We start from the raw sequence: 17,247 nt of genomic DNA on the forward strand, positions 1-17,247 counted from the left end.
ATCTCGAACCCTACTCAGTAAGAACTCTCTCTATATGGCTAAAATTATCGGCATTATTGTCGTTTTCGCGAGCGTTCTCGGCGGATACGTCCTGTCACACGGCAAGATCGGGGCATTGATCCAGCCTTTCGAGGTCATGATCATCGGTGGCGCCGCCTTTGGAGCATTTCTTCAGGCCAACCCCGGTTACATGACCATGCATGTGATCAAGAAATCGCTGAAGATGTTCAGCTCCCGATTTTCTCACACGTTTTATCTGGAAATCCTGGGTCTGGTCTACGAAATTCTCAACAAAAGCCGCCGCGAAGGCATGATGGCGATTGAAGGTGACATCGAAGACGCCTCGGCCAGTCCCATTTTCGCTAAATACCCTGGCGTGCTCAAAGATGAGCGTATGACCGCTTACATCTGCGACTACCTGCGGATCATGTCATCAGGGAATATGGCGCCGCACGAGCTTGAAGGCTTGTTCGACATGGAACTGCAAAGCATGAAGGAAGAGCTTGAGCATCCTTCGCACGCGGTTACCGGTATTGCTGACGCCATGCCCGGTTTCGGTATCGTTGCGGCCGTGCTAGGTATCGTGGTGACCATGGCGTCGTTGAGTGATGGTGATCAGGCTGCTATCGGTACGCACGTGGGTGCGGCGCTGGTGGGTACGTTCTTCGGTATTCTTGCTGCGTATGGTTTCTTTGGCCCGTTGGCAACGTCCTTGGCTCACGATGCCAAGGAAGAACTTAATGTGTTCGAGTCCATCAAGGCCTCGCTGGTTGCCTCAGCGTCCGGTATGCCGCCTTCGCTGGCGGTGGAATTCGGTCGCAAGGTCTTGTACCCCAAGCACCGACCTAGCTTCAGTGAGCTTGAACAAGCGGTTCGCGGTCGCTGAGTCATGGAAAATAATCAGCCAATAATTGTCAAGCGCGTCAAGCGCTATGCCGCTGGGCATCACGGCGGCGCATGGAAAATTGCATTCGCCGACTTTGCGACGGCGATGATGGCGTTCTTCCTGGTGTTGTGGCTGATGTCCTCTGCAACCCCTCAGCAAAAAATTCAGATTGCCGGGTACTTCAAAGACCCTATAGGGTTCACCGAAAGCGGCACGCCTTATGTTATTGATTTGGGCGGCTCGCCCGCGCTGGCGCCGGACAAGACTCTCAACCCTGAGGTCAAGTCCGAACCGCAGCCGGATAAAATCAAGACCGAGACCGACCAGTCTGAAACACTGGCGGAACAAGTTGAGCAAGAACGCTTGGATATGCTCTTGCAAGAGCTGCAGGCTAAGGTCGATGAAAATCCGCAGTTGAAGAAATTCAAGGACCAGATTCAATTCGAGATTACTCAGGATGGTTTGCGCATCCAAATAATGGATGCGGAAAACCGGCCGATGTTTGACATTGGCAGTGCGCGCTTGAAACCATATTTCGAAGACATCTTGTTGGCCATGGCCGACACCATTAAAGCAGTGCCGAACAAGATCAGCATTAGCGGTCACACCGACGCGACGCCCTACGCAGTCAGTGGCGAGTTCGGTAACTGGGAGTTGTCGGCGAACCGGGCTAACGCGGCTCGTCGGGCGTTGGTTGCAGGTGGTTATCCGGAACCGCAGGTGGCAAGGGTTGTAGGCTATGCCTCGTCATCCTTGTACGACAAGGAGCATCCGCAAAGCGCGATCAACCGTCGCATCGACATTATTGTACTGACGAAGAAAGCTCAGCAGCGTATCGACGGAACATTGTCACCGTCGCTGAACGGTACCGCTCCCGCGCCTTCACCCGCTACCGGACCCGTGACGCCGGACGCTCCTGCCTCAAGCGCGCCGGTTCCGGTTAATCCCGATGAGGCTGTGCAGCCACATGAGCTTCGGCAAAAGCTCAACATTTTTGAAGACAACGCATTGAAGATAGATCAGCCCAAAAAGTAGTTCTTGTTCCGTTTCTCTGTAGAGCCAGCTTGTTGGCGAAGGGCAGTGACGTGGTGAGGGTCAAGGCGGCATCTACAGAAAACGTTGGACAGGCCGAGTCAGTAACTGTTTTCCGGCAGGCTGGCGATGATTGAGCGGTAGCTGTTCATCCTCTGCTGCTGCACGCGACCTTCTTCCAGGGCCTTGAGCAGTGCGCAGCCGGGCTCACGGTCATGTTTGCAATCGCGGAACCGGCAGGTGCCGATCAAGTTATTGAACTCGATAAAACCGGCTTCCACATCTGAGCGACTGACGTGCCCCAAGCCAAACTCGCGAATACCAGGGGAGTCGACCAGATCGCCGCCACGCGGGAAGTGGAACAGGCGGGCAGTGGTCGTGGTATGCGTACCTTGGCCGGACTGTTCCGAAAGCGGCCCTACACGTGCTTCGACTTCTGGCAGCAAGCTGTTTACCAGCGATGATTTGCCCACCCCGGACTGACCCACAAACACGCTGATTCGCCCATCCAGCTGATCTTGCAGCTGTTGCATGCCGTCGCCTTGGTGTGCAGACACCTCCAGTAATGGATAGCCCAACTGCCGGTAAACCGCCAGCAATGCGTTCAGCGCCGGGGCGTTCTGATCGTCGATCAGGTCCGCTTTGTTCAGCAGTAACAGGGGGCGGATGCCTGCATGCTCAGCCGCAACCAGATAACGGTCGATCAGGTTGGCATGAGGTTCAGGCAAGGGAGCAAAGACGATTACGATCATATCGACGTTGGCAGCCACAGGCTTCAGCTGACCACGGCTGTCCGGGCGACAAAGCTCGGTAGTGCGCGGCAATTGCGCGACGATGACGCCGATGCCTTGATTGCCAGCACGCCAGACGACTCGGTCGCCAGTAACCAAAGCGGGCAGGTTGGCGCGCAAGTGGCAACGGCAAACCTGGCCGGCCTGTTCACCTTCTTGCACTTCGACTTCGACCTGTACGCCAAAGTGCGCGATGACTAGCCCGGTCTGCTCAGGACCGAGGTCACCGCCCTCAAGGGTTTCAAGGGTTGCCGATTCACGTTTGGCAGCACGCGCAGCGCGCTCGCCTTGAATCTTTTCGATGCGCCAGTTTTGACGACGATTGAGTTGGCGTTTGGCCATGGGTGTTCCGATTTGATAAAGCAGCTGATTAGATAAACGCGAAGGAGTCTAGCACGCTCGGCTAGGCTAAACTGCGCGCCTAAGTTGAGGAGCGCTGACATGCAGAACACGCAAAATCTGATTTGGATCGATCTGGAAATGACCGGTTTGGACCCTGATACCGACGTCATTATCGAAATGGCGACCATCATCACCGACAGCGAGTTGAACACGCTGGCCGAAGGTCCGGTGATTGCTGTGCATCAGAGCGACGCGACGTTGGCGGCGATGGATGAGTGGAACACGCGTCAACATGGCGGTTCTGGCTTGGTTCAACGGGTTCGCGACAGCCGCATCAGTGCCGCAGAAGCCGAGGCGCAGACGTTGGCGTTCATCCAGCAATGGGTTCCAGAGCGCACCTCGCCGATTTGTGGCAACAGCATCTGCCAGGATCGTCGTTTCTTGTATCGGCACATGCCGTTGCTGGAAAACTACTTCCATTACCGTAACCTTGATGTATCCACCCTGAAGGAGCTGGCAGCACGTTGGGCGCCCGAACTGAAATATAAAAAGGGTGGCACTCATTTGGCGCTAGACGATATCCGCGAATCCATTGGTGAACTGCGCTACTACCGTGAGCGCTTCATTAAGGTGTAATCGGCATTCAGACCGGAACGATGCAGATTCTATTTGGGACCCAACTTATTGAGTCCCAAATAGACTGCGCGCCTTTTTACAGGGACCCTGCCATGTTGCTGATGCTTTATCTCATCGCCATAACCGCAGAGGCTATGACCGGTGCCTTGTCAGCGGGGCGCCGCGGAATGGACTGGTTTGGCGTGGTGTTGATCGCTTGCGTCACGGCATTGGGTGGCGGTTCGGTTCGCGACGTCCTGCTGGGAAACTATCCGCTGACGTGGGTCAAACACCCGGAATACCTGATTCTGACCAGCGTTGCTGCTCTGATGACGATCGTCATCGCGCCGTTGATGCGTCACTTGCGTTCATTGTTTTTGGTGCTGGACGCCTTGGGGCTAGTGGCATTTACCTTGATCGGCTGCATGACGGCGCTGGAAACCGGCAACGGCTTGATGGTGGCCTCGGTTTGCGGGGTGATTACTGGGGTGTTTGGCGGAATTTTGCGGGATATTTTCTGCAATGACATCCCGTTGGTCTTCCGTCGCGAGCTGTATGCCAGCGTTTCGTTTGCCGCCGCTTGGTGTTTCTTGCTCTGCCATTACCTGGCGCTGCCGAACGAGCAAGCGATTCTGATTACTCTGTCGGGAGGCCTGCTATTCAGGCTGCTGGCGATTCGGTTCTGTTGGGAAATGCCCAAGTTCATCTATCGCGACATGCCGCAATAGCGCAGCACCGGGTTGTTATCTGTGGGACCGAATTTATTCGGGAAGGCGTCGGTGATGTGAAATCCATTCCCGAATAAATTCGGTCCCACAAGGTTCCTGCGGTGCCGAGTTCAGGTCTTCACCGACCATGCCGCCGCAACGCCCAGTCAACATGCTCGCGAACCAACTCTGACGGATGATCACGCCTTGCCTCAAGCGCTTCCAGCACCGGTATGGTCGACGGGGCATTGCCCAGCCCCACCGCCAAATTGCGCAGCCAACGTTCATAACCCGCACGGCGTAGCGGTGAGCCTTCGGTGTTGCTGAGAAAGGTGCTTTCATCCCAAAGGAACAGCTCAGCCAGGCCTGCGTTGTCCAAGTTGTGCCGGGGTTGAAAATCCCCTTGGCTGGTGGCTCGAGCGAAGCGATTCCAGGGGCAGACAATCTGGCAGTCATCACAACCGAATACCCGGTTGCCTATCAGCGGGCGTAACTCTTCGGGAATCGCAGTTTTAAGCTCAATGGTCAGGTAAGAAATACAGCGCCGGGCGTCTAGTTGGTAGGGGCCGACAAAGGCTGCTGTGGGGCAGATGTCCATGCACGCTGTGCAGCTTCCGCAATGTTCGGTGGCGTGGGGCGGATCGACGGGCAGGGCCAGGTCGACAAACAATTCGCTGAGGAAAAAATAACTGCCCGCTTTGCGATTCAGTACCAGCGTGTTTTTGCCAATCCAGCCCAGCCCGGCTTTTTCAGCGATGGCTTTCTCTAGGACCGGCGCGCTGTCAACGAAGGCCCTATAACCAAACGGGCCAATAACCTGCTGAATGCGGTCAGCCAATTGTTGTACGCGCTTGCGGATTAGCTTGTGGTAATCCCGACCCAGGGCATAACGAGAGACGTAGGCCTTTTCTGATTCGGCCAAGCGCTGGACCATCTCGGTATCGCCCGGTAGATAATCCATGCGCAACGACACCACGCGCAACGTACCGGGCACCAACTCCTCCGGGTGCGAACGTTTGCTGCCATGGGCTGCCATATAGTCCATCTCGCCGTGGTGACCTGCCTCCAGCCAGCGTTGTAAATGCTGTTCGTGTTCGCCCAGCTCCAGGTCGGTAATGCCCACTTGTTGAAAGCCCAGCTCGCGACCCCAGTCCTTGATCGATTGGGCGAGGTCGGCCAGGTCGGCAGTAATTGGCTGATCGGCAGTAATAACGGGCATGCGAAAGGGGCAACCGGAGCTGAGGTGCGTATAATTCTGCCAGACATTGGAGCCCGATAACGCATGCAACTCACTAAAGCTCAATTACCCGACGCGTTGTATTGCGCCGCGCAGGTGCGAGATCTTGACGCCAAGCTGATTGCCAATGGCACGCCTGGCCTGGAATTGATGCAGCGTGCGGCCCATGCCACGTGGCGCGCCCTTCGTCGCCATTGGCCACAAGCGCGGGAGTTAACCGTCATGGCAGGGCATGGCAACAACGCAGGCGATGGCTATTTAGTCGCCGTATTGGCTCGGCAAGCCGGGTGGCATGTGACTGTCCTGGCTGTGGGTGATCCGTCGCAACTGTTCGGTGACGCGGGGCAAGCACATGCGGATGCGGTCATCGCAGGCGTTGTCATTGAACGTTGGACCGCCGAACAATCCTTGAGCGGTATCGTGTTGGACGCATTGCTGGGCACCGGCCTGAGCGGCGATGTTCGCGAACCCTATCTCGGTGCGATCAACGCGATCAATGCCAGCGGTCTGCCGGTTGCGTCGGTGGACATACCGTCCGGATTGTCCGCCGACACTGGTGCAAGGCTCGGCGTTGCTGTGCGAGCGCAGCTCACGGTGACGTTTATCGGGCTGAAGATCGGGTTGTTCACCGGAGATGGTGCGGATGAGGTGGGCGAATTGGTCTTCGACGACTTGCAAGCTGACTCGGCAATTGTCGCTTCAATGCCGGTCAGCGCCCAGTTATTAAAAGAGGTAAACGCCCCCCGTTTGGCTGCCCGTGCTGTAACAGCCAACAAAGGCATGTTTGGTCGGGTGTTGCTGGTCGGTGGGGATCACGGTTTCGGCGGCGCCATTGTATTGTCGTCTGAGTGCGCATTGCGCAGTGGTGCGGGCATGGTCACCTTGGCAACTCGTCAAGCCCATGTGCCTGCCGCCCTGACGCGTCTGCCGGAGGTGATGTGCGCAGGTATTCGCTCGTCCAACGAGTTAGGTGCGTTGATTGAGCCAGCGACTGTGCTGGTCGTCGGTCCGGGGCTGGGGCAGGAAAGTTGGGGGCGCGCTTTGTTGTCTGCGGCCGCTAATGTTCAGCGGCCGCAGGTCTGGGACGCTGACGCCTTGAATCAGTTGGCACGCGGCTGGGTTTCGTTACCGTCGCACAGTGTCATCACACCGCATCCCGGCGAAGCTGCGCGCTTGTTAGGGATCAGTATTAAACAAGTTCAGGCAGATCGTCCGGCAGCGGCACGCGGGCTGGCGCAAAAATATCAATCGGTAGTAGTGCTCAAGGGCTCGGGAAGTTTGATCGCCGACGTTGATGGACGCTTGGCGCTCTGTAATCACGGTCACCCTGCCATGGCAACTGCTGGACTAGGCGATGTGCTGTCTGGACTAATTGGAGCGTTGATGGCGCAGAAGCTGCCAGCTTTTGAAGCAGCGTGCCTGGCTGTATGGTTGCACGCTCGCGCAGGTGAGCAGGCAGGTGCAAAGGGGCGCGGGGTGGCGGCCACTGATTTGATACCAACCATTCGTCGCTTATTGGAGGAGCATTCACCTTGTCTGAACTAACGCTGCATATGGTCAATGAAGACGCCATGATGAGCTTCGGTTCGCGTATCGCCCAGGTTACTGCCGGGGTGGGCATCATTTTTTTGAAAGGCGATCTGGGCGCGGGTAAAACTACCTTGTCACGAGGGATCATTCGGGGATTCGGTCATGAAGGGGCGGTTAAAAGCCCGACCTTTACGTTGGTAGAACCTTATGAAATTGGCATGATTCGCGCGTATCACTTTGATCTGTATAGGCTGGTTGACCCCGAAGAGCTAGAGTATATGGGTATTAGGGATTACTTCGATGGCGGGGCGCTTTGCCTGATCGAGTGGCCTCAAAAGGGTGAGGGTTTTTTGCCAAAGCCTGACTTGACCATTACCATTGGGCCGCATGCGGAAGGTCGAACGCTGACTTTGAGTCCAAATAACTCCCGTGGTGATACCTGGTGTGCCGCTTTGGCTTCGAAATTTTAATAAATGATGGGGTTAGGTATGCGCATGCGCGCGCTTGTTACTGTTGTAGGTCTGCTGCTCACGGCACTGGCTGTTGATGCTATAGCTGCCTCACAGGTCCGAAGTGTTCGCCTATGGCGTGCGCCGGACAACACGCGATTGGTTTTTGATCTTACCGGCCCTGTACAGCACAGCGTGTTCACCCTCACCTCCCCGGATCGTTTAGTCATCGACATCAACGGCGCAACTATGGCTGCCCCGCTGAAGCTGTCCACGGCCAATACGCCGATTATCAGCATGCGCTCTGCGCAACGCTCACCCACTGATCTGCGAGTGGTCATCGACCTGAAAAAAGCAGTTACGCCAAAAAGCTTTATGTTGGCGCCGAACCAACAGTACGGCAATAGACTGGTGGTGGACCTATTCGATGATGCCGCCGATGCCAATCCAAGTCCGACCATCCCGGACACTGCGGCCAACACAGCACCTGCCGTGCCTGTCAGTCCCGCTAAACCTGAAATCAAACTGATTCCCGTGCCCAACGGCAAGCGCGATATTGTGATTGCTATTGACGCGGGCCACGGCGGTGAAGACCCCGGCGCAGGTGGTGCACGAGGTCAGAAAGAGAAAGATATCGTGCTGTCCATCGCCAAAGAACTGCAGCGCCAGATTAACGCAGAGAAAGGCTATCGCGCCGAACTGACGCGTACCGGCGATTATTTTATCCCGCTGCGCAAGCGCACTGAGATCGCACGCAAAAAGGGCGCTGACCTGTTCGTCTCGATTCACGCCGACGCAGCCCCGTCAACAGCGGCGTTTGGAGCTTCAGTGTTTGCGCTGTCCGAGCGCGGCGCCACGTCCGAAACTGCACGCTGGCTAGCCGACAGCGAAAACCGTTCTGACTTGATCGGCGGGGCAGGCGCAGTAAGCCTGGACGACAAAGACAAGATGCTGGCGGGCGTGCTGCTCGACCTGTCCATGACAGCTTCTTTATCGTCAAGCCTAAACGTTGGGCAGAAGGTGCTGAGCAACATTGGTCGCGTTACGTCTTTGCATAAATCACGGGTTGAGCAAGCGGGGTTCATGGTGCTCAAATCCCCCGATATCCCGTCGATTTTGGTGGAAACCGGTTTCATCTCCAACGCTGCGGAGGCTGCGAAGCTGACCGGGGCTTCTCATCAGCAAGCCTTGGCGCGGTCGATCAGTGCTGGCGTCAGGCAGTTCTTCCAGCAAAACCCGCCTCTGGGCACTTATATCGCATGGTTACGAGATAACGGAAAAATTGTCCAAGGACCGCGTGATCATACTGTCCGTTCAGGTGAGACGCTGGGAATGATAGCTGTGCGTTATCAGGTAAGCGTCGGCAGTTTACGCAATGCCAATCACCTTAAGACCGACGAATTATTGATTGGTCAGCGATTAAATATCCCAAACACAACGTTGGTAGCTCAGCCATGAATGAGTTGGTCGGCGGCAGTAGCCGGATAGAGCTGCTAAGCCCGCGACTCGCTAACCAGATCGCCGCTGGCGAAGTGGTGGAGCGGCCCGCGTCAGTGATCAAAGAGTTGTTGGAAAATAGCCTCGACTCGGGTGCTAAGCGTATCGACATAGACGTCGAACAGGCCGGAATCAAGCTACTGCGGGTGCGCGACGATGGCGGTGGTATCTCTTCCGACGATTTGCCGTTGGCCCTTGCGCGTCACGCCACTAGCAAGATTCGCGCACTGGAGGACCTTGAGCGCGTCATGAGTCTGGGCTTTCGTGGCGAAGCATTGGCCTCGATCAGCTCTGTAGCACGGTTGACCCTGACTTCCCGCACCAAAGACGCCGATCAGGCGTGGCAGGTCGAAACCGAAGGCCGCGATATGGCGTCCCGGGTGCAACCCGCAGCGCATCCCGTAGGAACATCGGTGGAAGTTCGGGATCTGTTCTTCAATACGCCCGCGCGGCGTAAGTTTCTCAAGGCAGAAAAAACCGAATTTGATCACCTGCAAGAAGTGATCAAACGCATGGCGCTGGCGCGTTTCGACGTCGCGTTTCATCTGCGACACAACGGGAAAACCATTTTTAGCCTGCACGAAGCCAATGATGACAACGCCCGCGCTCGGCGTGTTTCCGCTATCTGTGGTGCGGGTTTCCTGGAGCAAGCGCTGCCTATCGAGGTCGAGCGCAATGGCCTGCACCTCTGGGGCTGGGTCGGTTTGCCGACGTTCTCTCGTAGCCAGGCTGATCTTCAATATTTTTATGTGAACGGCCGTGCCGTGCGCGACAAGCTGGTTGCTCACGCTGTACGTCAGGCGTACCGCGACGTGTTGTTCAACGGCCGTCATCCGACGTTTGTATTGTTTTTCGAAGTCGATCCAGCAGTTGTCGACGTCAACGTACACCCGACCAAGCACGAAGTTCGCTTCCGTGATGGGCGTATGGTTCACGACTTTTTATACGGCACGTTGCACCGAGCTCTTGGCGATGTCCGTCCTGAAGATCATTTGAGCGGCTCGGTACCGGTGACGGCTATCGTGCGTCCGACCGGACCAGATGCTGGCGAGTTCGGGCCGCAGGGCGAAATGCGACTGGCCAGTAATCTACTGGAGCAACCGCAAGCCGAGCCCTACGCACGGCCTGCCGGCACGGGGGCAGGGGCCGGTTACCAGTACCAATATTCGCCACCGCGGGCTGGTGCGGTATTGCCAGCGGCTGAAGCCCAGAGTGCATACAGAGAGTTCTTTGCGCCGTTGCCAGGCGCGGGTTCGGCACCGTTGCCCCATTCCCAAGACGATATTCCTCCGCTGGGTTATGCTCTGGCGCAGCTCAAGGGTATTTATATCCTCGCGGAAAATGCACAGGGTCTGGTGTTGGTGGACATGCATGCTGCCCACGAACGCATCATGTATGAGCGCCTGAAAATCGCTATGGCCAGCGAAGGGCTAAGCGGCCAGCCGCTACTGGTGCCGGAATCCATCGCTGTCAGTCAGCGTGAAGCCGATTGCGCCGACGAGCACATGGTTTGGTTCCAACGTCTGGGTTTCGAACTGCAGCGATTAGGGCCGGAAACCTTGGCGATTCGGCAAATTCCGGCGCTCCTTAAGCAGGCCGAAGCCAACCGATTGGTCCACGATGTGCTGGCTGACCTGATGGAATACGGCACCAGCGACCGTATCCAAGCGCACCTCAATGAATTGCTTGGCACCATGGCCTGTCACGGTGCGGTGCGTGCGAATCGGCGACTGGCTCTGCCGGAAATGAACGGCTTGCTACGTGACATGGAGAACACTGAGCGCAGCGGCCAATGCAATCACGGCCGCCCGACCTGGACACAGATGGGTCTGGATGATCTGGACAAACTGTTTCTGCGCGGTCGCTGATGAGTGACTTACCCCCGGCGATTTTCCTGATGGGACCAACCGCTGCTGGCAAAACCGATTTGGCAATGGCGCTCGCCAGAGCGCTTCCGTGTGAACTGGTCAGCGTAGACTCTGCACTTGTTTACCGGGGCATGGACATCGGCACCGCTAAGCCCTCCAAAGAACAGTTGGCTGAGTTTCCGCACCGGTTGATCGATATTCTTGATCCTGTGCAGAGTTACTCGGCCGCCGATTTTCGCGCAGATGCATTGGCTGCAATGGCTGAAATCACTTCCCGCGGCAAAATTCCGCTGCTGGTAGGCGGCACCATGCTGTATTTCAAGGCTCTGCAGGAGGGGCTGGCGGACATGCCGCCGGCCGATCCTATTGTTCGTGCGCACCTTGAGGCCGAAGCCGCAGCCCTCGGTTGGCAAGATTTACACGATCAATTGGCGGAAATCGACCCGGTGTCTGCTGCCCGAATCCATCCAAACGATCCGCAGCGTCTGATTAGAGCTCTGGAAGTGTATCGAGTAAGCGGTTTGAGTATGACCGCACATCGCGAGCAACAAAGTGCGCAAAGTGCCCAAGCAGCCGCTTCGGGACGCCATCAATTGCCCTATACTGTCGCGAAGTTGGCCATCGCTCCGGTGGATCGCCACTTGCTGCATGAACGAATTACGCAACGATTTACACAGATGTTGGAACAGGGGTTCGTTGATGAGGTCTTAGCCCTGCGAGCCAGAGGTGACCTGCATGCCGGGTTGTCCTCTATCAGGGCTGTTGGCTATCGACAAGTCTGGGAATATCTGGACGGCGAAATGATGTGGGATCAGATGCAGGAGCGCGGCATCATTGCCACACGCCAGCTGGCCAAACGGCAATTCACTTGGTTACGGAGCTGGGAAGATTTGCGCTGGTTGGACAGCCTGGCTTGCGACAATCTGCCGCGTGCCTTGAAATACTTGGGATCGGTCTCCATATTGAGCTGAGACCTTGCAATTGCCGTCTATCCTTGGGGGGTGGCGGCGTAAGCCAATTTTCTTACTATTTTTTTCTATTGATCCTTAAAGGAGTGCGGCACATGTCAAAAGGGCATTCGCTACAAGACCCTTACCTGAACACTTTGCGTAAAGAAAAGGTTGGGGTTTCGATTTATCTGGTTAACGGTATCAAGCTGCAAGGCACTATCGAGTCTTTTGACCAGTTCGTGATTTTGCTGAAAAACACTGTCAGCCAAATGGTTTACAAACACGCCATCTCTACCGTTGTACCTGTTCGTCCAATTCGTTTGCCAAGCGCGACCGAAACCGAAGCGGGTGACGCTGAGCCAGGTAACGCCTGATAGGAGTCTGCTTTGTTCTTTGAGCGCCACGGTGGTGGTGAACGGGCTATTCTCGTTCACTTGGATGGCCAGGATCCTGAGGCGCGCGAAGATCCGCAGGAGTTTCAGGAGTTGGCAATTTCGGCCGGAGCCGATACGGTTGCGTTCATAACCGTACCGCGTCACAGGCCTTCAGCCAAATATTTGATTGGCAGCGGTAAGGTCGAGGAGCTTCGCGACCTGGTAAAAGCTGAACATGTCGACATCGTTATCTTCAATCACATCCTCACGCCCAGTCAGGAACGTAACCTCGAACGCGTATTCGAATGTCGCGTTCTTGACCGTACAGGTTTGATTCTGGATATTTTCGCGCAGCGTGCGCGTACTCATGAAGGTAAATTGCAGGTCGAGCTTGCTCAGCTTGATCATATGAGCACGCGGCTGGTTCGCGGATGGACTCACTTGGAACGGCAGGGTGGCGGTATCGGCATGCGCGGTCCAGGTGAAACCCAGCTGGAAACCGACCGGCGTTTGCTGCGGGTACGTGTGAAGCAAATCAAGAGCCGCTTGGAAAAGGTTCGCAGTCAGCGGGATCAGGCTCGAAGAGGTCGTCAACGCGCGGATATTCCGTCTGTTTCGTTGGTGGGTTACACCAACGCTGGCAAGTCGACGCTATTTAATTCAGTGACCGACTCCAACGTTTTTGCGGCTGATCAACTGTTCGCTACCCTCGACCCGACCCTACGACGGCTAGAGCTAAATGACTTCGGGCCAATAGTGTTGGCTGATACGGTAGGATTTATCCGGCATTTGCCGCACAAACTGGTCGAAGCGTTTCGCGCCACTCTTGAAGAGTCAAGCAATTCTGACTTGCTGCTGCATGTCATCGATTCGCACGAGCCGGAGCGTTTGTCGCAAATTGAGCAGGTAATGGCAGTGCTTGGCGAGATTGGCGCTGATGGAATACCGATTCTTGAGGTGTATAACAAGCTCGACTTACTCGAAGGCGTAGAGCCGCAGATTCAGCGGGATGCCGATGGCAAGCCGCAGCGGGTCTGGTTGTCTGCACGTGATGGTCGTGGATTAGGTCTGCTTAAACAAGCTGTGGCTGAGCTGCTGGGTGACGATTTATTCGTTGGCACCTTGCGCTTGCCCCAGCGTTTTGCTCGACTGCGCGCACAGTTCTTCAAGTTGGGCGCTGTGCAGAGCGAAGAGCATGATAACGAGGGTGGCAGTTTGCTGGCGGTTCGTTTGCCGCGTGTTGAGTTCAATCGCCTGGTGAGTCGCGAAGGAATGCAACCGCTAGAATTCATTGAGCAACACACTTTGCAATAATAGCTTGAGAAAGCGGCTGTGCCGCTAACGCAGGCATTCTGTAGCATTGGTTGGCGCGCCGTGGGCGCGTCTTTGCTTTATCAGATGGAGAGCGCTATGGCTTGGAATGAGCCGGGTGGCAACTCGAATAATCAGGATCCTTGGGGTGGTAAGCGCAAGGGCGGCGACCGCAAGGGGCCACCAGATCTCGACGAGGCCTTCCGAAAGCTACAGGAAAGCCTTAATGGGTTGTTCGGTGGTGGTAAGAAACGCAGTGGTAGTGGCGGCGGTGAAGAGGGTGGACAGCGCAAGGGCGGTGGTCTGGGTCTTCTCGGTATTGGGCTGGTCGCGCTGGTCGCGATCTGGCTCTACAGTGCTATTTACGTAGTGGATGAGCAGGAGCAAGCCGTGGTGCTGCGCTTCGGTAAATACTATGAAACCGTCGGTGCGGGCTTGAACATCTATTTCCCGCCGTTCGATCGTAAATACCAGGAAAACGTCACTCGCGAACGTGCCTACAGCAAGCAGGGGCAGATGCTCACCGAAGACGAAAATATCGTCGAAGTACCACTGACCGTGCAATACAAGATCACCAACCTGAAAGATTTCGTGCTGAACGTTGATCAGCCGGAAGTCAGTCTGCAGCACGCGACCGAAAGCGCTTTGCGCCACGTCGTGGGGTCTACTGCGATGGATCAGGTACTGACCGAAGGACGTGAGTTGATGGCCAGTGAAATCAAGGAGCGTCTACAGCGCTTCCTTGATACGTATCGCACCGGCATCACTGTGACCCAGGTGAACGTACAAAGCGCTGCTGCACCTCGCGAGGTTCAGGAAGCTTTCGATGATGTGATCCGTGCCCGTGAAGACGAGCAACGTTCGCGCAACCAAGCTGAAACCTACGCTAACGGTGTCATTCCGGAAGCTCGTGGTCAGGCTCAGCGCGTCCTCGAAAACGCCAACGGTTATCGTGATGAAGTCGTGTCGCGTGCCAAAGGTGAAGCCGATCGTTTTACTAAGCTAGTGGTCGAGTATCGCAAGGCTCCAGAAGTGACGCGTGAGCGTCTGTATCTGGACACCATGCAAGAGGTGTTCACCAACACCAGTAAGGTGCTCGTGACCGGTGGCAATAAAGGTCAGAACAATCTGCTTTACCTGCCGTTGGACAAGATGATCGAAAGTGGTCGCGCCACCAACGCTCCGACAATCGGTTCACCTGCCGCTAGTACGGATATCGGGGCACGCACTGCAACCGATACTCAACAGCAGCATGATACGCGTACAAGGGAGAGTCGCTGATGAGCAATAAATCGCTGATCGCCCTGATTGTTTGTGTAGTGCTGGCGGTCGTTGCCTGGAACAGCTTCTACATAGTTACTCAGACTGAGCGTGCGGTCCTGTTGCAATTCGGTCGTGTCGTCCAGCCCGACGTCCAGCCGGGCTTGCACGTGAAGATTCCTTACGTGAATCAGGTGCGTAAATTCGATGGTCGCTTATTGACCCTCGATGCGCCGACGCAACGTTTCCTGACGCTCGAAAAGAAAGCCGTCATGGTCGACGCCTACGCCAAGTGGCGTGTGAAGGACGCCGAGCGCTTCTACACGGCGACTTCGGGTCTCAAGCAAATCGCTGATGAGCGGTTGTCTCGTCGTCTTGAATCCGGGCTGCGAGATCAGTTCGGCAAGCGCACCTTGCATGAAGTCGTGTCGGGTGAGCGTGACGCGCTGATGGCCGACATTACCGCTTCACTGAGCGCGATGGCCAGTAAAGAGCTGGGTATCGAGGTCATTGACGTCAGGGTGAAGGCTATCGATCTGCCGAAGGAGGTTAATCGCAGTGTCTTTGAGCGCATGAGTACCGAGCGTGAGCGTGAGGCGCGAGATCACCGGGCCAAGGGTAACGAGCTGGCAGAAGGCATTCGTGCCGACGCTGATCGTCAGCGCCGTGTTCTTTTGGCAGAGGCCTATCGCGAGTCTGAGGAGGCTCGCGGTGATGGTGATGCTCAGGCCGCTGCGATCTACTCCAAAGCCTACGGTCAGGATCAAGAGTTCTATGCGTTCTACCGCAGCCTGCGTGCCTATCGTGAGAGTTTCGCAAGTAAAAGTGACGTGATGGTGCTGGACCCAAGCAGCGATTTCTTCCGTTACCTGGAAAAATCCAAGCCGTAATCGATTCACCCGCCGGGCGGCAAAACTGCTCGGTGGGGTGATCACGGGGGAAAACGTGTGTATGATGCGGCAGCCGGGAAAATCCCGGCTTTTTTGCGTCTGCACGATGGATAGGCCGCGGCGTGGTAACGCGCGGGGCAAGGTTTTTCGAGGAGAGTGGTTGCCGGGCGGGTCTAGGGCGCCAGTTCTGTTGGGCTTGTTATTGAACAGGCACGCAGAGCGTGACCACACTCTGCTTCACTCAAGGCTCGCCCTCAGGGCTGGCCGCCCGGATCATAGGGGATTGGCGTAATGGCAACGGTTGACCGCTGGCTGCTACCAGATGGCATCGAAGAAGTACTGCCACCAGAAGCGGCGCGCATTGAAACAGCGCGTCGTCAGGTGTTGGACCTGTTTCAGAGCTGGGGTTATGAGTTCGTCGTCACTCCGCATATCGAGTACCTGGAGTCGCTGTTGACTGGCGCGGGCCAGGACCTTGATTTGCGGACGTTCAAAGTGATCGATCCGCAATCGGGGCGGCAGATGGGCTTCCGTGCAGATATCACGCCGCAAGTCGCACGTATCGATGCGCATACGCTGCGTCGCGAAGGGCCAAGCCGTCTGTGTTATGCCGGCAGCGTTTTGCACGCTCAGCCGCGAGCGCTGTCATCGTCGCGTAGCCCCATCCAGGTAGGCGCCGAGCTCTATGGCGACGCCAGTCCGAGCAGTGATGTCGAAGTCATTAGCCTTATGCTGGCAATGCTGCAATTGGCCGATGTGCCGGACGTGCATATGGACCTGGGCCACGTGGGTATCTACCGTGGTCTGGCGCGTGCGGCTGGTTTGTCGGGCGAAGTCGAGCAGCAGTTATTCGATGCTTTGCAGCGTAAGGCAATAGACGAAGTCATTGCGCTCACCGCTAACTTGCCGGTTGATCTGGCAACGATGTTGCGGGCGCTGGTTGATTTGTGCGGCGGACCTGAAGTTTTGGTCTCGGCCCGTGATCGACTCGCTCGTGCGCCAGCGCCGGTATTGGCTGCGCTGGATGATTTGTTGACCATTGCGGAGCGCCTTTCTGCGCGTTTCCCGCAATTGCCGTTGTACTTCGATCTCGGTGAGCTACGGGGTTATCACTACCACACCGGCGTCGTGTTCGCGGTATTCGTGCCGGGTGTTGGTCAGTCGATCGCGCAAGGCGGCCGTTATGACGACATCGGTGCAGATTTTGGCCGGGCGCGTCCTGCTACCGGTTTTTCTACCGATTTGAAAACCCTGGTGACAATGGGGCGTGCGGAAATCGAGCTACCGTCTGGCGGTATCTGGATGCCCGACAGTACGGATGCGGCACTCTGGCAACAGGTCTGCCAATTGCGTAGCGCAGGTCACCGCGTCGTTCAGGCATTGCCTGGCCAGCTGTTGTCTGCCGCGCACGATGCCGATTGTGACCAGCAGTTGGTTCAGCATGAAGGGCTATGGCAGTTGCTGCCGCTGGCCTCTTGAGTTTTCCTGTCGGCCGCTGCCGGCACCTA

Annotated in this window: 16 protein-coding genes; 14 read left to right on the forward strand and 2 right to left on the reverse strand. The window is 56.4% G+C overall.

What is annotated here, in order from left to right; genetic code table 11:
* Positions 1 to 34 precede the first annotated feature (34 nt).
* Together motA and motB are read left to right on the forward strand one after the other, a co-directional pair.
* Positions 35 to 886, forward strand: coding sequence for a flagellar motor stator protein MotA (gene motA / locus QN378_RS02320; RefSeq protein WP_322206540.1), 852 nt, complete (start codon positions 35 to 37; stop codon positions 884 to 886).
* Positions 887 to 889: 3 nt separating this feature from the next.
* A complete protein-coding gene (gene motB / locus QN378_RS02325; RefSeq protein WP_322206541.1) occupies positions 890 to 1,921 on the forward strand; it encodes a flagellar motor protein MotB in 1,032 nt (343 codons plus the stop codon).
* Between the two features lie 98 nt (positions 1,922 to 2,019).
* Here motB and rsgA read toward each other — a convergent pair whose 3' ends face one another.
* Complete coding sequence (gene rsgA, locus QN378_RS02330) at positions 2,020 to 3,051, reverse strand: small ribosomal subunit biogenesis GTPase RsgA (protein ID WP_323549828.1); 1,032 nt, start codon at positions 3,049 to 3,051, stop codon at positions 2,020 to 2,022.
* A 99-nt stretch (positions 3,052 to 3,150) separates the two neighbouring features.
* Here rsgA and orn point away from each other — a divergent pair, with 99 nt between their 5' ends.
* Both orn and QN378_RS02340 read left to right on the forward strand, forming a co-directional pair.
* Entirely contained in the window at positions 3,151 to 3,687 is a 537-nt protein-coding gene (orn, locus tag QN378_RS02335) for an oligoribonuclease (RefSeq protein WP_323549830.1), read from the forward strand.
* 92 nt (positions 3,688 to 3,779) lie between these two features.
* Complete coding sequence (locus QN378_RS02340; protein WP_322206544.1) at positions 3,780 to 4,394, forward strand: trimeric intracellular cation channel family protein; 615 nt, start codon at positions 3,780 to 3,782, stop codon at positions 4,392 to 4,394.
* Positions 4,395 to 4,512: 118 nt separating this feature from the next.
* Here QN378_RS02340 and queG read toward each other — a convergent pair whose 3' ends face one another.
* Positions 4,513 to 5,592 (reverse strand): tRNA epoxyqueuosine(34) reductase QueG, encoded by a 1,080-nt coding sequence (gene queG / locus QN378_RS02345; protein ID WP_323549832.1) that lies wholly within the window; start codon positions 5,590 to 5,592, stop codon positions 4,513 to 4,515.
* Between the two features lie 63 nt (positions 5,593 to 5,655).
* On the opposite strand from queG, the gene QN378_RS02350 reads away from it, so the two are divergent.
* From QN378_RS02350 to QN378_RS02395, 10 genes are all read left to right on the forward strand, one after another.
* Positions 5,656 to 7,155, forward strand: coding sequence for an NAD(P)H-hydrate dehydratase (locus tag QN378_RS02350; protein WP_323549834.1), 1,500 nt, complete (start codon positions 5,656 to 5,658; stop codon positions 7,153 to 7,155).
* On the forward strand, positions 7,143 to 7,610 hold the full coding sequence (gene tsaE, locus QN378_RS02355) for a tRNA (adenosine(37)-N6)-threonylcarbamoyltransferase complex ATPase subunit type 1 TsaE (protein ID WP_322206547.1): 468 nt from the start codon (positions 7,143 to 7,145) through the stop codon (positions 7,608 to 7,610). The genes QN378_RS02350 and tsaE overlap by 13 nt, the downstream gene beginning before the upstream one ends.
* Before the next feature lie 18 nt (positions 7,611 to 7,628).
* Positions 7,629 to 9,047 (forward strand): N-acetylmuramoyl-L-alanine amidase, encoded by a 1,419-nt coding sequence (locus tag QN378_RS02360; RefSeq protein WP_322206548.1) that lies wholly within the window; start codon positions 7,629 to 7,631, stop codon positions 9,045 to 9,047.
* Positions 9,044 to 10,954 carry a DNA mismatch repair endonuclease MutL gene (gene mutL, locus QN378_RS02365; RefSeq protein ID WP_323549837.1) on the forward strand — a complete coding sequence of 637 codons (1,911 nt, stop codon included), beginning with the start codon at positions 9,044 to 9,046 and terminating at the stop codon, positions 10,952 to 10,954. The genes QN378_RS02360 and mutL overlap by 4 nt, the downstream gene beginning before the upstream one ends.
* Entirely contained in the window at positions 10,954 to 11,925 is a 972-nt protein-coding gene (gene miaA / locus QN378_RS02370; RefSeq protein ID WP_322206550.1) for a tRNA (adenosine(37)-N6)-dimethylallyltransferase MiaA, read from the forward strand. The genes mutL and miaA overlap by 1 nt, the downstream gene beginning before the upstream one ends.
* Before the next feature lie 92 nt (positions 11,926 to 12,017).
* Entirely contained in the window at positions 12,018 to 12,278 is a 261-nt protein-coding gene (hfq, locus tag QN378_RS02375; RefSeq protein WP_299828917.1) for an RNA chaperone Hfq, read from the forward strand.
* Positions 12,279 to 12,290: 12 nt separating this feature from the next.
* Positions 12,291 to 13,592, forward strand: a complete 1,302-nt coding sequence (gene hflX / locus QN378_RS02380; RefSeq protein WP_322206551.1) for a ribosome rescue GTPase HflX — start codon at positions 12,291 to 12,293, stop codon at positions 13,590 to 13,592.
* A 96-nt stretch (positions 13,593 to 13,688) separates the two neighbouring features.
* On the forward strand, positions 13,689 to 14,870 hold the full coding sequence (gene hflK / locus QN378_RS02385) for an FtsH protease activity modulator HflK (RefSeq protein ID WP_322206552.1): 1,182 nt from the start codon (positions 13,689 to 13,691) through the stop codon (positions 14,868 to 14,870).
* Positions 14,870 to 15,739: a protease modulator HflC gene (gene hflC, locus QN378_RS02390; RefSeq protein ID WP_322206553.1), complete on the forward strand. Its 870-nt coding sequence runs from the start codon at positions 14,870 to 14,872 to the stop codon at positions 15,737 to 15,739. Before hflK ends, hflC begins: the two co-directional genes overlap by 1 nt.
* Before the next feature lie 291 nt (positions 15,740 to 16,030).
* Positions 16,031 to 17,218, forward strand: coding sequence for an ATP phosphoribosyltransferase regulatory subunit (locus tag QN378_RS02395; RefSeq protein ID WP_322206554.1), 1,188 nt, complete (start codon positions 16,031 to 16,033; stop codon positions 17,216 to 17,218).
* Positions 17,219 to 17,247 lie beyond the last annotated feature (29 nt).

The sequence above is a fragment of the Pseudomonas sp. 10S5 genome (assembly GCF_035019745.1).
Taxonomy (GTDB): domain Bacteria; phylum Pseudomonadota; class Gammaproteobacteria; order Pseudomonadales; family Pseudomonadaceae; genus Aquipseudomonas.

Bases quoted from the DNA above. Each gene is read 5' to 3' on its own strand.
- motA (WP_322206540.1), top strand. From the start codon at position 35: ATGGCTAAAATTATCGGCATTATTGTCGTTTTCGCGAGCGTTCTCGGC.
- motB (WP_322206541.1), top strand. From the start codon at position 890: ATGGAAAATAATCAGCCAATAATTGTCAAGCGCGTCAAGCGCTATGCC.
- rsgA (WP_323549828.1), bottom strand. From the start codon at position 3,051: ATGGCCAAACGCCAACTCAATCGTCGTCAAAACTGGCGCATCGAAAAG.
- orn (WP_323549830.1), top strand. From the start codon at position 3,151: ATGCAGAACACGCAAAATCTGATTTGGATCGATCTGGAAATGACCGGT.
- QN378_RS02340 (WP_322206544.1), top strand. From the start codon at position 3,780: ATGTTGCTGATGCTTTATCTCATCGCCATAACCGCAGAGGCTATGACC.
- queG (WP_323549832.1), bottom strand. From the start codon at position 5,592: ATGCCCGTTATTACTGCCGATCAGCCAATTACTGCCGACCTGGCCGAC.
- QN378_RS02350 (WP_323549834.1), top strand. From the start codon at position 5,656: ATGCAACTCACTAAAGCTCAATTACCCGACGCGTTGTATTGCGCCGCG.
- QN378_RS02360 (WP_322206548.1), top strand. From the start codon at position 7,629: ATGCGCATGCGCGCGCTTGTTACTGTTGTAGGTCTGCTGCTCACGGCA.
- mutL (WP_323549837.1), top strand. From the start codon at position 9,044: ATGAATGAGTTGGTCGGCGGCAGTAGCCGGATAGAGCTGCTAAGCCCG.
- miaA (WP_322206550.1), top strand. From the start codon at position 10,954: ATGAGTGACTTACCCCCGGCGATTTTCCTGATGGGACCAACCGCTGCT.
- hfq (WP_299828917.1), top strand. From the start codon at position 12,018: ATGTCAAAAGGGCATTCGCTACAAGACCCTTACCTGAACACTTTGCGT.
- hflK (WP_322206552.1), top strand. From the start codon at position 13,689: ATGGCTTGGAATGAGCCGGGTGGCAACTCGAATAATCAGGATCCTTGG.
- hflC (WP_322206553.1), top strand. From the start codon at position 14,870: ATGAGCAATAAATCGCTGATCGCCCTGATTGTTTGTGTAGTGCTGGCG.
- QN378_RS02395 (WP_322206554.1), top strand. From the start codon at position 16,031: ATGGCAACGGTTGACCGCTGGCTGCTACCAGATGGCATCGAAGAAGTA.